Origin of the sequence: Acinetobacter sp. P8-3-8, from assembly GCF_000214135.1 — a bacterium.
In the GTDB taxonomy this organism is placed as follows: Bacteria; Pseudomonadota; Gammaproteobacteria; order Pseudomonadales; family Moraxellaceae; genus Acinetobacter.
The window spans coordinates 245936-263928 of record NZ_AFIE01000001.1 but is presented as its reverse complement, the minus strand read 5'-3'; the positions used below and the strand labels follow the sequence as shown (position 1 = coordinate 263928).

The window sequence follows — 17993 nt, the reverse complement described above, 5'->3', positions numbered from 1 at the left end:
AATTATTACTTCTTTTATTTTTGCGTGGTATCCAAATTTCATAGCCTCAGTGACTAAAAAATTTCTTGTAAATTCTTTATCAGTATCGATTGATCTAAATGAAAAAGATAGAAGACTTTTAGGATTTTTAATAAACCAATCTATGCTTAATCCATGTGATCTATGTTTTATTTTTTCAAGATGATAAGAGTCAGAGCTTATCCTAATATTACATCTGCTTTTAGATTTCAATAAGATATTATTAGTATCAATAAAAAATTTATACATCAACTCTTTTGGTAAAAAACCGCTACTAATAAATTCAAACTCATTTTTTTTATGAGAAAAATCCAATATACTATGGAATGTTTCTATATTGTTTAGAGGTTCACCTTCCCCACTTATGGATATTTTTTTCACAGCATTATCATTTATTAATCCTTTTAAATTTTTTTTGATTTTTCTGTTAAAGTTAAATTTATTCCACCTTTATGTTTGTCAGAATACATGCAAAAAGAACAACCAATACCACATATTTGTGTAATATCTATATATAATAAGTGATCAGTCAATTTCATTTGTTATTTCTCAATTTAAATAAAAAATCATATAAACCTTTATATATTTAATCTTAATTTTATTAATTAGCTAATTAAAACTCAAAAATAACCAGATCTAGTTTTCATTGAATTAAAATTATACATCATTTTTTAAATAATTTATAAAATATTGATTTTATAATGCTATTTTTTGATCAAAAGATCAAAAAGCGACCCCGAGAATTGTCAGAAGATTATGTTGCATAGCTAAATCAATAAGGTTTAGTACATTTCTTTAAAAGTTTTTTAGCGCTTCATCAATATAGGCTGAAGACGCCATCAAGTTACGGCACTTCCAAATCGATCAATTATACGCTGAAGGATTGGCCAGTTTTAATCAGTTAATTTGGAGCATGACAATAATCTACCAATTTGCCTGAGAAGTACTACTTCGCAAGAGATCAAAAATCAAATGCAGCCTTGGAACCTAATAGCTGGTGTATCCTGACTTAAATTTTTTGAATAGTCACCGATCTATTGAAATTCAAGAAATTAGTTTATCAACTATTTCTTTTCCCAATACACCACTTAGTCGCTCATCGATCAAATCATAAATACTACGTTGCAAATCAGAACTTAACTCTCCCTTCATAAAACCATTCAAATCAGGTTGTAATTTTGCATTTTCAAATATATCTAACATTGGTTTGAACTTTTCAGGTTGAATCCCAAGGTCAGTAGTAATGCTCCAAAATGTCTCAGGAATATCTATCTCATATTTTTCTTTAATAGTGGCAATAGTCATAGCACTACCAATACAGGCATACTTTAACTTGTCACTATCTGAAAGATTTTTCAAATTTATTCTGTCTTCATTACTCAGTGTTATCTTTTCTCGCAAATAGTCAATATATGCTTGGTTGTTATCAAACTGCTCCGAAGTAGTGCCCTCTTCTACTGCACGTTCAGTACGCATACCAAGTTCATACATATCCACTTCATTATGTTCAGTTGCAAACACTCCTAGCCCTTTACCCACTGTAAGTGCAGCATCACAAATCCTTGCAACCATTGGAAGCCCACCATTGATTGCATCAATCATAACGCGACCTGTAGATATAACAGTTCCACCAATTGCAGAACATGCTGTACCAACTGCACTTATTGCTCCAGATAACAAGGAGGCTCCTGCACTAATTAATCCACCTAACATTAATATTTTCTCCTTGTACTAGTATGAAAATTTTCTTTGCTAACTACTTTAGCATGATCCTTATCACATAAGAGTGGATAACAAGCTTGCAATTTGCTCCGCCACTGAACAATAGATTCACTTTGAGATGGTATATAAAGATGATGAAGTAGATGTTCAATCACCATTGATACAGAACCCAAACGATTCACAGCCATATTTAACATTAATATTAGATGTTGGTGATTTTTCTCATTTCTCTCCTCCATGTATTTTGTATAAGCACTCAATATTTTAATATCTGCACTAAACGATAATTGATCTTGCCATTGTTCAATACTTAGTGTTGATTGTTGAGCTGTTAGTGGTAGTACATGTCGATTGTTTAGTAATTGATAGAACCGCCAAGAACGGTAACGTAGTTTAGGCTCAATTACATCTAATGGAATATCTGCTTGTGTCGTTGAATTAGGCTCAATTTGAGTAAGCACAGCGCTTTTCCAACCTTGACTAAATATAACTGCCTGGCCTGTTTCTAATCTAGATAAATGCTGTTGTTGCAATGGTTCTAATGCCATAGTATTACCTATCGCAACTTTATCATCTTCAGCAAATAACTTATGAACAATCTTTGTATTGGTATTTTTTATTACTTCAGACGTAAGCTTATTAGGAATTTGATCCACAATGATTAGACCTTCACCATATTTACGTACTTCTGCGAGCATATCACTAAACATTTCAACAGCTTGTCTTCGATTACTACTCATTGAAGGATCTGCTTTCGTGAGAAGATGATGTGCTTCCTCTATAAGTGTTAAGTGTCGAAAATTTGGATTTTTACGATGTTCATTTTTTAATACCTGAATAACATTTGTCATAATAAAGGCTATTAGTAACGATTTTTCAGCCCCGTTGCGAATTTCTTCAAGCTCAATAACAACTGGTCGCTGTATCAATTCACTAAAGTCAATAGAACGTAATGTGTTAAATATCTGCCCCTTGGCACCGACTAATAATCCTTGTAAACGTGCCTTAATAGAACCAATGTAATCCTGACGTAACCGTTCATCAAACCCCTGTTCCTTAACTACTTGCTCTGAAGCTTCAAGCAAATCTCGTAATATTGGGAATGGATAGCAACCTGGGGCGAAAGGATCAGGATATAAAGGATGTTTAGAAGTATTAATATCCCATCCCATTTTTTCATAGCATCGATAAACAGCAGCTTCTAATACCTGAGGAATCGCGGCCTCCATATCAAATGAGGCCAAAAAACTTGCCTTAATAATATCAACTCGACTTGAGATAGTCTCTCCTGGCATCATTTCTAATGGATTCAATCTTAATGGTGCAATATCATCACGTCCTGGTGTAAATACAAGCAAATCATCATATTCTTCAATTAACATGCGATATTCAGTTTTAGCAGGTTCAATAACCAAAAATTTTGACATGCTTTCTCGTAAGAGATGATGACAAGTTGTTGTTTTTCCACTACCTGTCACACCTGCAACAAATACATGCTTGTTTAAATCATCTCTATTCAGAGCTACTTTTTTATCTTTTAATATACGACCATATTGTACAAGACTACCTAATGGTAAACTCTCTACAACACTTACTTTTGGTGGATTTAATCCGAATGTCACTTGCTCTTTAAGTTCTATCCCAACTACCTCTTCCTGAGGTAAGCCTGCAATTAAACTTAGTTCCTTTGGTGTAACATATGCACCCATCAGAACTTTTCCTTTTAGATTAATACGTGACTTTAAACTATCGAATATATTTAATATTTGATCATTACTATGTCGAGAAATAACTGGAATCTGTAAATTTTTAACACTTCTAACCCATTCTGGTACTGCTGAAATATCTAGCATTTGTAATGGATATTGATTCCCCATATTTCCACTAAAAATTGAGCGTGTAACATCACCTAATCTTAGTAAGCTATGATGAGAATTTGTCAATAAACTTATATTACATATAAAACTGCCACGACTACGACCATAATCTACTCTTGGTAGTAAGACCTCATCTAAGTAACTCAACCATTGTTGTGCTTGCCTATTGTGGCGTTCTTCAGATATATTTAGTGTTTCACCTTGATTCAGTGAAGCATTGTAGTTGCTTCCGCTACTTTTTGATTCATTTTCTCCTTTCGATTCACCTTCAGAGTTGGAATGTGAGCTACCTTCAGTTCCCGATTGTGAGCTATCTCTTCTATTTGCAGATTTTGTTGTGCTTTCATTCCCACCTTTTGTATAACTATTATTTGTAGAAAAACTTGTTCCCCGGCTTTCTCCTTTACTCTCACCCCAACTTACAGAACGACCATTCGTTTTCCCATGCTGAAGTGAAACTCGAGCAAGAGGAGCAAGCACTTCATAACCACGATATAACCATTGCTCTAACTCCATCAATTGTTCCATTGCAACACAAGAAGCTGTTATTGCAAGACAAAAATCACTCCCCGTCATCACATCCACTAACCGATCAATGCCCTGAAAAAAAGCATTTTCTCCTTGAGCTTGATCACCAACTGTTCCTTGTAAGACACCTACATGACGGTATCTCTGCAGTTTGTTAATTAGCTCTGTGCCATTATCTGTTAATTGCTGTATGTGACTTCCTTTAAAGTTTCCTTCAAAGTTAGGTTTTAAAATACTTTCTGAGATATCAGATATAGAAATAACAGGTTTAGAATACATATGGTTACGTGCAATTCCCAAATAAAGTGTTACACCATGTGTATCTCCTTTGAGTATATAAATTACACTAGCACCAGGATAACGAATACTACTATAAACATTTTCTAGTGCTTCTCGGCGAGGTGCATCAGAAATATGGCTTAAACTATTAATCTGAAAAAAATGGTAGTCAGCAGCCTGTAAAGCATCATTTGGGACTAACCGTTTGGCGATTTCAGCTAAACTCGTCGGGGCAGTTAGCGCTGTTAATAATTTATCAATGGGTTTTGTAATACTCATGTCATTCATGTAAAATTTATTCTTCCTAATAATTATCAGGCATTATTAACTAATTCAGTAATCATGATTTGATCTGCTCCATCATCCCCTGATAGATAAAGTTTTAATGCATATAGTAAGTCTGGTGTACGATGATAGCCCTCTGGTTTATTTACAACTAATTTAACTCTAGCTACTACTTTAGGTTGTTCAAGCTGATATGCGAGTGCCTCACCTTGTTTATCAGTCATTTTTTCAACTGTACTTAAGAGTTGTGTACTTAAATCGCTATTAAGCGCAAACAGCGAACGTATATTTGGATCTTGGCTTTCTCGCGTACGTAATAGTGCTAATAGCAATTCTAGTCGTAAAATAAATGAATTCCATTTAAAGAACTTATCTTCTTTTTTAAGCCATTTAATCTCTTCTAGTAAATGCTCATTTAATCGATAAGTCAGTGTAATTACTTGTTCTGCTGTTAAACGATGAATCACTGCTTTATCACGCCACATAGCTACGGATAAAATTTCAAGCGTAGTTGCACGTGTACCTCCTGTATCATCACTAGGTGCTAAGAGGTTTTCAAGTAATTGTTGTTGCCATAATTCACTTACATCACCTAAAGCATACTTAAATCGTGTATCTTCATTACGGAGTAAATTTTTATCCTGAGAAGCTTGTAATAAATCATTTACTGCAAGAGGCGGCATTAATTTATGGCAGTAACTCAAGAACATTTTAAGTTCGCTTTCAAGAGTTGTATTAATGCCCTGAGTTACTAATAAATCTTGAGCCTGTTTTATGGCCTGAGTCCCTAAACGGGCGAAATCAGTTGACAACTCTGCTGCATCATTAAAACAACGGGATTGGTCACTAAAAATGAGCATAGGAAAACGCCAACGTTTTGACAGGCCTTTTAGATCGTATTCTGAGATTTCTCCTTGCTCACCGATATTTTCTAACGAAGATCTCCCCTCTTTAGTAAATACATCAGCAGAAAAAATTTGTTTTTCTACATCTAAATCTTTAAATTTGCTTTTATGTACAAAAATGCTTTTATGCTGAGGATGCAATTCATAAAATCCAAAATCCTTAGCAGAAACCCATTTAATATCTTGGTAATTAAAATCAAACCTTTTTGAATTTCGTCCATGTAATTTAAGATGATATATATCATCAAGTTGATTTAAATTCCGTTCAATCCATTCAATAATATTAGTTTCCCTTTCTTTACCAGGGTAGGTAAATAGTTTTTCAAATGTAACTTTCTCAGGAAAAATAGGAATCGCAACTACTTTACTTTCATTATCATCAATCTTTTTACCCCATTGTGCATCCACATGATGAAAAGGTTTTTTTTCACCTATTGGAGAAAAACGTAATTTATAGGGTTGTTCATCGCCATAAGTATAAGTGAGTGTTAGTTTACAGTCGCAGGGCATTTTAAGTGGTTGTCTTAGCGATAACAGTAATGAAAATATCTGTTTATGACTATTTTTACCTTGATAAATAGTAAAACGTATCTCTTCCTTATCTGGTGGCAACGTAAAGGGAGTTTCTATTGGAATATTGATCGCAACACCACGCTCTGGTTTAACCGAAGTACGAGTATCAACAAAGTAAAAATTTTGCTCAATACCTTGCACGGGTAAACGGGCCATCAATGGAGGCAAATGATCTTTCCAAAAGATCTTATGTGGCGCTAAAAATTGCTTTTCTAATAAAATTTGTGACCCTAAAAGAGGATCACTAGCTAACCACTGTGTAGATTTGATTCCATTTTGTTGTTTGATTGCTGTAGAAACTGAAAGAAAGTATGTTTTTTCTTCTTTTTTCTGTAATACAGAGGTTTCTTTCAATAAAACATCAAAAATATCAATATTTTCTACTTTAATTCCAGCTGGTACACGATACCAGTTCTCACCATCATGTAGTACTAGCTGTGCCTTATTTAACACTATTTCGCTATAACTATAGAGTTGAATAAATTTCTTCGCTATATGATGAGGTAAGCCAGAATTAACTAAGGCTTGCTGTAATAACTGTTGTTCACCTTGTTGAGAAAGCTTAATAGATGGGTGCCTTTCAAGGTAAGTCTCTCCAATCTGTTCGCCGCAACGATAATATACAGGCGTAGCATAAATACCGACTTGGTCTGAACTTAATACCATAATCAAATCATTAGGTTTAAAAATTTTTTTATCCAATAAAGCATAGACTGCTGCAATACTTATTGGTAATGGATTTACATTACTAAAATTACGATTAATTTCTCGGCGTAAATCACTCGTTTCAAAGTCACTATGGTGATCTCTCACCAAGTAATGCATCCCTTTATTTACTCGAATTTGAGTCGTTAATAACGTTGCAAAACTATTCAACTGATAATTATAGAGATCACTATTATTAACCTGAGCTAATTCTTTCGTGCTAAATACACATTCATGATCTGATAATGATAGGCTTTGACTACAGTCTAAGCCTGATGCATCAAGAAAATTTGGTCCTATCCAACCTACTTTATCATTACTTTTAAATTTATAACTAGCACCATCAAACATTACTGAGACAAAGTCACTCGATATCTGAACTTGTGGATTTTTCTTCAGCTTAAGTCCTCTATCACCTTGTAGTAAATCGTTAACAAGTCTTTTAGCCACTCTAGAAAAATTTCTTGGCATCGCTCTTTGCCAAGAAGTATTTAAATCAGCACTATCAACATTAGAATTGACTTTTAAATCAATCAAACCATCTACACATCGGAACTCTATTCGCCAAGTCTGTGTTTGCTCTGCTCTCACTCGACGCTGTATTTGGATATCACCATCAATTGTGAGTGACAATAGCAATTCGGCATGAGGCATTATTTTTGCACAACTCTTTGCTACATTATTACCAAGATCGAGAACCAAAACCTCAACTAAATTTTCTTCTTCCGTATGTTTAACAGCTGGGCTTGCTGATAAATCATCAAGCTTAAAGTCCCAAGCCTGATCTAATACTAGACAATTTTCTATACTTGCGAGTTGCTTAAGTAATTCACTAAATAGATTAAAACCAGAAGCGATACCATTTTTTTGTTGGCATTCACAATCATCTTCTAGGCGATTTAACAATCGCCATGATCGCCAAACTTTTCTATATTGTTTATCTTGTAATAATACATTGTTAGGTGGCATATGCTGCCATGGTTTAATCGCAAGAAACTCCTCCTGTCGTAAAATTTTCTGTATTGAATCAATAAAAGTCTCTTGCTGCTCTGTTAATTTGAAATTCGCTGCTTGCCGATCTAAGAGTAAACCTAAAGCACGAATTAAGAATGTTTTTAACAAACGATTTTCAAGCGTATCAAAGCTCATCTTACGCGTAGCAGCTAAAATATGCGGATTAGCTGCTAATTTTTCACGCAGATTATTGCCAGGTTTACGACTTAACCACTGCAAAGAACGGCTATCGAGGCGTTGTGCTAAGTAAACTGGGGTCATCTCATGAACTCTATTAATAGTTTGTCGAGGCATAATCAGAATATTGTTAATAGCATCAACAGCATGATCAATTAGATAAGTAAAACGATCCTGTAATTCAGTATTTTCGAGTGCATGGCCATCGTGACTTAACCAATGACTCATTCGTTGTGGTAATGCTTCACCTGTGAGCGGATCAAAGGTAAGATTAACCAAGTAGAAATGCTGTCCCTGTAATAATTGCTGTGCAATAAATTCCTGTGCTGTATAGCGACCGTATAGTTGCCCAAAGTCGTTCAACTTTTCATTTGCAAAGTTGATCATTTAGACTCCTTGTACCGACTCTTGCTGAACATTAGTTTTTTGATCTGATGACACCGTAGGGGTTGCTAGCTTAAATAGTTCTTGATAGCGTTCATTGCTCTGTTCATTGTTCAAATAATCTGCACTTACCCAATTAAATTGCCCATGTCCTATACGCATCGCCTTATCAAAATCATCAAGAATATCTAACTTTTCTTTAACTAAAATTTCGCGAATTGGATCTAAGCAATGCTGTTTGGCATATCCACGTGTCTCTATCCCACGTAATTTAGGCATTACCTTCTGTACTAATTGATCCTCAAAGGCAAACTTTAGCGCCTCTTTATATTCATCAGGGTATTGCTGTGCATCCAATCCTATAACCAATGGATGATTCACCATATAATATTCAATTGATTGCCAAACACGATGTCCTAATGCTTTCCCATCAGCCCCCAAACAATTATTAATATTTTCAATTAATTGCTTATAAGGTTTTACAATCTCATCTGATAAGCTACTTTGTTTATTAATCCAACCCCACCAAATGCTCATTGGGAGTAAATTTGCTTGTTCAGGCAATGCTCTAAGTTTTTCACGACGATGCAATGAAGTTGGACGAGGGAAGTAGATTGAAGTACCTCGGTCAATCACCTTATCTGATAATGATTTAGTCGTTTCATCTTGGTTCATAGTACCTGCAAACAATAAGTTACGACCAAGAGATAATTTATAAGGATCTATATTAGAACCTAAATTAATATCGATGTAAGGTAGATCATTATTTTTCGCAGCACGGCGTTGCTCTAACTTACTCAGAAAGTCGGCAAAGTAAAGTTCAACATGAGCAAGGTTCATTTCATCAAGTAATACCAAACTTACAGTATCTTCAAGACCATTATAATTATCTTCTGAGTTTTCACTGTCTGTTATTAACTTCTCACGACTTTGTACAAGAAAATTCAGCATCGGTTGAGCTTCATAACTATTACTGATCGAGTTAAAATAGCCCAACATTGATTCTTGTGAATCCCAATTTGGTTGTACAGGCACATTAATAAAATTTATCCCTCCAAAACGGCTATATAACTTAGGTAACTCAGATTTACCTGTACCACTCACACCGGCTAAGACTGTTAAAGGTGACCATTCAGCAATTTTGAGTGCTGTATGGAAGGCACATAAAATACGGTTTGAAAAATGTAGCCCATAGTCATCAATCTTTGACCGAATAGTTTCAAGCCAGTCTAGTTCATTAATAGATTTTTCTTGACGACGTGGCACAAACTTTTCAATATGAGGACGCTTAATATTTCTAAGCCGTGCCTTAATATCTGCTGGATCTTTATAAGATGGACTAACTCGATCCAAGGTCTCTTTTAATTTATTATTATCTGCAATAACTGCCTCATATCTTACTTCAAGACTATTAAACTTAGTTTGCAAACGTTCTTGGTCATATTCTAACTGCTCTTGAGTATCCAAATTTCGTTGCAGTTCGCGTTTTTCGTCCTGTAGCTTCTGATTAGCTTGCTCTAGCTTTGCAACTTCAGCACGATGGTTATCGTAATATTGCTCTGGTTCCTGACTTAGGCGTTGGAGCTCTTCACGCAATACTTTTAACTCTTCATTCTTAGTCGTAAGATCGTGCAACACCTCCTCTGCTGAGCGGTCACCTAACAGTTTTTTAAGCTCATCATAGGCACTATACAATTCTTCTTGCTGTTTAATACGATCTAACAAACGCTGTTTATCTGATTCAAACTGTTTCTCATTTTGTTCAAACTCCTGTAAACGGGTCTGAATACGTTCTGCAATTTTTTGCTCAAGAGAATCTTGTAATGCATCGACTTTTACTCGATCAAGTTTTACATCATTTTGGTCAGTAATTAACTTAGCTTGCTTTTTATCAAACTCTTGTTTGCTTTTTTCAAGATCATCTCGACGCTGCTGAATCTCTGTTTCAAGCACCTTAAAACATTTTTCACGCTGCTCTTGAATCTCCTTATCTAATTCAGCTCTTGCTTCAGAGCGTTTCTGTTGTAATTCTCTCTGCAAATTAGCTCTTTGCTCTGCAAAATCACCATCAACGATTTCTTGCACTCGATCAAGTCGCTCACGTTCTGCTTCTAACCGCTGCTGTTGATTTGCTACATCTTGAAACTGTTGTTTCAACTGTAGTTTTGAATCTGCAAGTTGTTGATCACGCTCCGCAAAAATTTTGTCTCGAAGAGCCGGTAAACCTTGCTCTATTTCTAGCTGCCGAACCTCTTGCTGTTGATGGCGTGTTTCAAGTTCAAGACTACGAGCATGATTATCCTCTTCCTTTTTAATAGCAGCCTGTTCACGCAATTTCACAAATTGAAGTTGGCGTTCTACTTCTTTTTGCCCTTCTATTAATTCTAGCTTTTGCTTTGCCAGCTCTTCTTTTTGCCCTGATAACATCTGAGTATTTTCAACCTGATCTTTGTCATGCTGTTGCTGTTTTTTATCCACAATATTGCTCCATTAAAATCTTAATTAATTTAAATACTGCTTTTTCAATTTCTTTTAAAGTTTCATGCTGACCTAAAATTGGACCAGAATGCCCCCGTATCTTGATTAAATAATCTATAGCTGTGATTAACTTCTCAGCAAATGGAAATTCTTTTCTCTGCTGATCGGTAATCTGTGCCCAAAAAGCAATAAAATTTGCACCAAGAGTTGTATTACAACCATTAAGTGACTGCTGCACTTTATTTGAGTTAGTTTTGCTAATTTGTTTAGCACCTAAAGTTACTAACTGACTTTTTATAAATTCGATGTCGTTTGCTTCATTTACATCGAGGGACTGACACGCTTGATAGAAAGCATGCTGTAAGGCACCTGCTAAAGCATTTGTTCTATCTCTAGCATCCTCTAAATTGGCAAATACTAAAGCATCAAATAACCCTTGATAAACACGCTCATTCATTACGCTACGCATTATTCCAAAATGCCGATTTAACTTATAGTTAGCTTCACTTCGGATATCCTCTTTAAGCCAATTAGGAGTAATTTGCTCTGATACTTGATTATCATTACTCTTCAACCAATCTGATACAATTTCACGTATTCGCTCTACAAGCTGATGAATAAATTCAATTTGCTCAAAACCAAGTTCATTACGCACAGTATTCGCATCCTGATGATCAATCGGATTTCGCCAACGGCGCAATTTAGCGATATCATTTAATAACTCTGGGTAGGCTTTAGCGAGCCCTCTCATGGGTTGCTGTTCATCATTCCTTGCTAAAAGCAAATGACAAAATAATAAGGCTGACATTTCAGGTTGCTCTGCCTTGAGATAAATAATACTACCCTTATTTGTCTTTAGTAATTTATTAACAAGCTTGCCATCTTTAAACTTAAAACCTATCTGTAATGCGATTTTCTCTGCTTCATTCGCATTGCGTTGTGGATCGCTCGAAAGTTCAGAAATACAGCGTTCAAGCTTAGAAAATGCATAACATTCCGCTAGCATTTTCTCAATCTCGTAATAGCTCTTACTCACAAAAGATAATAAATTATTTTCGTATTCAGACTGATCGATAGAATTTTTTACTTGGCTGTTCTTTAACTCCTCGTAAAGCTTAGCTAGTGATTTTGATTTTTGCATACCCTTAAGTGGATAGTTTTTTCGGCTTTTTTGATATAGGATTTCATATGCTGTTTTAATAGATAAATTACTATCATGATTTTTCATATTATTAAAACCTCTCGTAAATCTATCCTGAATACCTGAACGAAAACCATCACTTACATATAAGGAATATGTACCAGACACCATAAAAGCATAGCAATGTAGATAAACTAATTCACCATCCGAATTTACTGAAATAGTCCCCTTAGTTGTAACAAAACCATCGTTACGAGTTTTACCAAAAGACAATTCCATTTTCTTTTTTTGTTGACGAAAACGTTTAATAATATCAATTACATCACGCTCATTAGGCGCATTTTTAGAAACTGTTTCACTAAACAAGGGGATTGCTCTTATTGGTGTAGGATTACCTACAGTCCCTTGCCAAAACTCAACTAAGCCGTCATCATTTGCTTCAACATTAATTGATGTTATTTCACCACGAGTGATTATTGGCAACCAACAGTGATTAATCAAATCAAAATATATACTTGCACCAATAACCTGTGTTTGATTATTATTAATTTGATCAAGGATTTGTTCACCTACAGGTGTTAATCTCAATCTATCGGTGATTAAGTCTAATTGCTGTAATTTAAGGCTTAGAAACTCTACAAGGCTAGACTTGCCATCCTCATTCGTAAGCCCCATTTTTTGGCTTAATCTCTCTAGATCACTTTCTCCCTCAGCTAATAAACGTAATAATGTACTCTCAAATAGATTTAAGTCTTGATCTGCTTTCGCTTGTAATGAAATCGCAAAACGTAAACATGGCCATAAAATATCCTGCGTCGCTTTAGCATGATATTGAGCAATAGAGTGTGGCTGATGCAATACTTTAAATAATTTAGGGATATGTAGATTCATGTAAGCAATACTCCTTGCGCATGATTCTTACACAGCTCATAAAATGCTTTTAATTCAGGTACTGACTGTTCCGCTATGGGTGCTTGAATCAACTGACTATCACCGACAAGAACCAATGCCTTTTTCTGTCGTGTTACAGATACACATAATCTGTTTTTAGACATCAGGTGACCAAATACTTGTTGTTGTTGCTTTGCTGAAAAATTAAGATCTTTCAGAAATTGTGAGTTTTGTGATTGAGAACGAACCATTGATAAAAAGACTACATCGAATTCCATACCTTGAAAAGAATCTACAGTACCAATCCGTAGACGCTCTTCTATAGGTTTGCCTGCATGATCAAAAAGCATTTGATAGTGTTTAGTAACAACATAATTTCCGGCTTCATCTTGTTCAGTAATTTGGTATTTCGCAAGTGCTTTCATTACTTCATTTACTTGAGCTTTATAAAAAGAAATCACACCAAAACTAAGATTTTTACCTTGTTCACTATCAATCCATTGCTTTAATTTCTTAGCAATCATCTCTGCTTCAGCCTTTCTAAATCGGCTCTTACTGGCATTACGATCCTCATTCCCCAGCCGTGCTGGTGCATCTATCCATATAGCTGCTTTATTTTCTATCCCTTCAAGTTGATGAGAAAATTTACTGGCTGGTAGAGGTGATTCATACCCTTCCCCATACAGCTTATAAAATTGATCACTAGCAAATTGTCCTAATAAAGGATGACTACGATATTGTGCATCTAACGTGATCGTTCTAGGAATGCCATCTTGTTGCTCCAATTGCTTAGCACGATGAAATAAATATTGGAACATACTACTTGTTATATGCTGATTAAATTTTTCTTTTATATCCGCATGGATATCATCTGACTCCTGCTCCATCTGCTGCAATAAAGCTTCATCAACAATATGTGGTAGTTGACGATGATCACCAACTAAAATAATACGATCTTTTGCTTGCACCATAGGAATCATCAGATCTCGGGGGCTAGCACGAGCAGCTTCATCAATGATCACCGTGCTATACTGCAGATAACCTTTTCCATCGCCACTTTTTGATTTAAAACGACGAATGACTTCGCCCTCAGATTGCCCTGTTGTCGCCCCATAAACTAAATTGTATTCTGCTAATGCTTCTTGCACTAGATGCGGATTACCCTCTAAATCACTCAAATAATCTATTAAGGCTCTATTTTTAGATTCATTACGACTACGATCTTGCAGCAAATCAAGTGTACGTTGTATTGCTAACTTCACATCTTCTCTAGCTAAGTTGCGTTTGAGTTGAGGACGTGGTGTAAACTGCTTTAATAATTGTTGCTTTACTTCTTTTAATTGAGGTAAAAAATCTAGATTATTTTTTGGTTGCCAAATCATAGCTTGTTGTAATATATCTAAATACTTTTTCTCAATAGTGATCTCTTCCTCATCCAACCAAGCCATTAATGCTGCAACTCTCTGCACCCCATCATCCTTAAATGCTGGTTTTGATAGCCGTAATGCACGTAAAAATCTTATGCCATCGCTCTCACCTAAATGCTGACTATTCAGTTCAGTACCAAGAATCTTTAATAAACTTATCAACTCAGCACTATTTGGTATTCCAATTAATAATGCTTTTGCTTTGTTCACTAATCGTAAAGCTGCACTGTCACTTGGTGTTGTCGCATACGCTATAGCTTCATTTTCAAGCTGTAAATAAGCAATACTTTCTTTCAACTCAGGCACATGCTGATAGATGTTTCCAACAGTTTTCAATCGCCATTCATCTAATTTAATATCAGTAGCATTATTTTGTTCTTTCTCACCTGAACGCTGCCCAAATTTAATTGCAGGCAAGTCATTTACTGATAAACGATTTAATAGATTCTCAACCGCATCATGCTGATAACCTGAAACCAAAATATCACCCTGTATTGACTTACTCTTATCCAATTCCTGATTAAGACGTTCTATAATGGCGGTGATAACAGTCGTTTTACCCGTCCCTGGTGGCCCTTGAATAATCATGATATCAGGAGTATTCAAAGCAAGTTTAATCGCTTTTTCTTGAGTCTTAGTTGGTGGATTTTTAGGAAATATTTTAGTTTTAACAAAACTCGATAATGGTTTTATTTCAGGACGCTGAACACGTCCACTTGGTAATCTAGCATCTTCCTCGATAAGCAATCCTAAATGAGGCATCGCACTTTTACCCTCAATAATTGCATTACGAGCTGCCATCCGTCGCTCAATCTGCACTTGATCACCCATAATAGATTGTACAATAATCATTTTAGTCGACGGTATATCAACTCCTTCTACAATAAGTCGATTTTGCTCAACTTTAACAATTTTTAAAATTTGGCTTGGCTCATTAGCTACTGATGCCACATTATCTTGGTACTCAGCATCTGTACTCACTGAATTAGATTGTTGATCCCAATTTGAAAGATTGCTATCAAAGCCCTTTTTTTGTTTATAGTCCTCAAGTAATTGTGAACTAAATGTCTGCCAATCCATCTCAGGATCTTCGAGATAAGGAACCGAGGTTTCAGGGCTCATCATTAACAATGCATCTTGAGTTGTTAATAAAGTGCGTAGATCTCTATTCAAATAAATAGACATCTGTCTACCAAACTCACCATAGACTTCACACTGTTCAGGCATCACTTCTATGCAACCAATTTCTCTAGCACGCTTAAGTAACTGTTCACCCTCTGTACTTCCATATTTATCCCAAGTGGCTAAATATCCTTTTTGATTTGTAATAATTTTACGCATCTGCTGAGAAGCAAGAGAAGCCACCTGTTTTTGTTGTTCGCTAAAACTGAGCTGTAATCTCACCAAACGAAGTGCACGTGTTGAAGTTGAACAAGCACGACTCACGAGCTTGCGTACCCCTAAATAATCAAAATCTACTGCAGAATATTGTTGTACTGCCAATTGCAAATTATTGCCCAATAAAACTAGACCATTTTTAATTTTTTGCTGTGGTTCTTTATTAGTCAAATTATGATTATCTTCATTTTTTTCAATATACTTAAGTTGATCTAGTGCGCTTTCTCCCAACATCACAATTGCATACTGTTGCTCTAACTCATCAGATAGGCTAAAACTACAATATTGTTCAAGCGCTACTTGAATAGTCTCGAAACTCTCACCTAAACCTACAGATTTTGCTTGTTCTAATGTTCTCGGGTCTAATACAATATCAATTGGGCCTAGTTCAATTTCAGAACCATTAAAGGACACCATTGCCAACTCAAGCTGTACACTATCTTTAGGCCAATCCTTTTGTTGATGTACTCGACTGATCTCAATCAGATTAGCATTCGCTCGATCAAACCCAAGTACTATCTCATTAAATAAAATAGGCTCACGCAAAGTAATCGTAAATAATTTTCCATGAATAACTAGCTGTAACTGACCTGTTCGTGAACTCAAACGTAACTGGCCTAAATCTCCTTGTTTAAAAGAAATTCCTTTACTATCTAGCGGTTCTATCCAAAAAAGATGATTTATTTCAATATTGAGTTGTTTGAATTGCATTATTTTCCTTAACCTTAATCTCAATAATTACCGAGTAAGGAGCATGTAGATATAACTGTACACCTTCCTCTATCTGCTGCTCATTCAAAAACCATTGGTTCGTTAATTGCTGAACATGATTATTATCCAGAATATCTACTCGTACATCCTCTGCTGAAACATAGAGAAACCTATCCTGATCAAATTGATTCACCTCAATCATTGGCATATTGTGTTGATCTATATCAAAATCACCAGATATCCGCCGTGGTAGTTGGATATTTTGACCATCAATAAAAGGAGTAACCCAAGTCCAAATTGGATCACTTACCCCCTCTGATGTATAAAAATAACTAGTAGCGACCAAAAGTTTTGAATGATGTTCATTACAATATGGACAAGACTGTGTATCATTTGTAGATTGATAATAAAAACTCATACCACAATGGCATTGAATAGAACTATCTGCTGCTTTAGCCAATAGCCTCGGTAATGAGTGAAGACTCGGACGTTGCCATGGCTCTTTACGTCCTTTTCCGAACATTCTTTGAAAAAAATATAGTACATCGGGTGTTAAAACCAACTCAGCAGGTAATCCATTGACTCGTGAATTACTATTGTCTTCAGCATCAAATATAAACGGAAGCTCGCCTTGTGCTGCTTGAACTTCTAAATTAGGCTTACTACTTTCTGAATCGTCTGTTGCCCAGTCATCTTCATCACCTACGACATCACTAAAAAGTTGTCCTTCAAAAGCATTAGACATCGTGAGAATTTTAAATGCTAATAATGCTAATGAGTAAGTATCACTAACAACTCTACCACCATCAATACCTTTAACTATCTCCGGTGCACCATATTGTGGAGTGATTACACCAGACTTCGAACTTACCCCTTCAAAGCGCAAATTATCCGCATCTATCATCCACACTTCACTATGCTCTGGCTTAGTTGAGCAGTAAATATTATCTGGAGAAATATCCATAAATATCACTCCTACACTATGTAATCTTAATAACTCGATAGAAGTCTGGCTCAATAGTTCTAATCTTCTCTTAGTACCGCCAGTGTTAGCATACATAGCCAATGAGTAAGCAACTTCTAAAGGAACTTCCTCACTCAACCAACTAGGACGAGTGAAAGTTTTAGCAAGTTGCTTATTCAAAATTTGCGGCAACCATTTTCCTATCGGTTGCATATCTTGCATCATCTGCATCACATAACCAGCCTGCCCTTCAAGCAAATAAAGTGGTCTCGTAATATGCATTTTATTGGTTAATGGCAACAGATAGAGGTTTTCAAACCGCTTTTGAAAATGATTGATTTCTTCCTTATCCGTTATTTTTTTACCATTTTTCAGTGGCATTTTAACTAACAACTCGGAATCTGCTGTTCTATATACAACCCCTTGTCCACCTTTTCCTAACTCTTTTTTCAGCTCATGCCATTGAGATAATTGATCTTTCACCCGAGTAAGTTTTTGTTCTTTTTGCTGTTGCAT

General features: G+C 35.5%; 8 protein-coding genes. All 8 read right to left on the bottom strand.

The genetic code is table 11. The features are described from left to right. The coding region (locus GGG_RS19360) for a hypothetical protein (RefSeq protein ID WP_010111366.1) at positions 1-399 on the bottom strand (399 nt) is incomplete at its 3' end. Positions 400-1062: 663 nt separating this feature from the next. Beyond that, entirely contained in the window at positions 1063-1731 is a 669-nt protein-coding gene (locus GGG_RS0101120) for a hypothetical protein (protein ID WP_010111364.1), read from the bottom strand. Next, positions 1731-4703, bottom strand: a complete 2973-nt coding sequence (locus tag GGG_RS0101115) for an ATP-binding protein (RefSeq protein WP_202945557.1) — start codon at positions 4701-4703, stop codon at positions 1731-1733. The genes GGG_RS0101120 and GGG_RS0101115 overlap by 1 nt, the downstream gene beginning before the upstream one ends. A 35-nt stretch (positions 4704-4738) precedes the next feature. After that, positions 4739-8470, bottom strand: a complete 3732-nt coding sequence (locus tag GGG_RS0101110; protein ID WP_010111359.1) for a DUF2357 domain-containing protein — start codon at positions 8468-8470, stop codon at positions 4739-4741. Next, a complete protein-coding gene (locus GGG_RS0101105; RefSeq protein WP_010111357.1) occupies positions 8471-10945 on the bottom strand; it encodes a hypothetical protein in 2475 nt (824 codons plus the stop codon). Next, a complete protein-coding gene (locus GGG_RS0101100; protein WP_010111356.1) occupies positions 10938-12977 on the bottom strand; it encodes a hypothetical protein in 2040 nt (679 codons plus the stop codon). Before GGG_RS0101100 ends, GGG_RS0101105 begins: the two co-directional genes overlap by 8 nt. Then, entirely contained in the window at positions 12974-16513 is a 3540-nt protein-coding gene (locus GGG_RS0101095) for an ATP-binding protein (RefSeq protein ID WP_010111355.1), read from the bottom strand. Before GGG_RS0101095 ends, GGG_RS0101100 begins: the two co-directional genes overlap by 4 nt. Further along, positions 16488-17993 carry a serine/threonine protein kinase gene (locus GGG_RS0101090; RefSeq protein ID WP_010111354.1) on the bottom strand — a complete coding sequence of 502 codons (1506 nt, stop codon included), beginning with the start codon at positions 17991-17993 and terminating at the stop codon, positions 16488-16490. Before GGG_RS0101090 ends, GGG_RS0101095 begins: the two co-directional genes overlap by 26 nt.

Excerpts from the sequence above, each read along its gene's own strand:
- GGG_RS0101120 (WP_010111364.1), bottom strand. The coding sequence starts at position 1,731 with ATGTTAGGTGGATTAATTAGTGCAGGAGCCTCCTTGTTATCTGGAGCA.
- GGG_RS0101115 (WP_202945557.1), bottom strand. The coding sequence starts at position 4,703 with ATGAGTATTACAAAACCCATTGATAAATTATTAACAGCGCTAACTGCC.
- GGG_RS0101110 (WP_010111359.1), bottom strand. The coding sequence starts at position 8,470 with ATGATCAACTTTGCAAATGAAAAGTTGAACGACTTTGGGCAACTATAC.
- GGG_RS0101100 (WP_010111356.1), bottom strand. The coding sequence starts at position 12,977 with ATGAATCTACATATCCCTAAATTATTTAAAGTATTGCATCAGCCACAC.
- GGG_RS0101095 (WP_010111355.1), bottom strand. The coding sequence starts at position 16,513 with ATGCAATTCAAACAACTCAATATTGAAATAAATCATCTTTTTTGGATA.
- GGG_RS0101090 (WP_010111354.1), bottom strand. The coding sequence starts at position 17,993 with ATGCAACAGCAAAAAGAACAAAAACTTACTCGGGTGAAAGATCAATTA.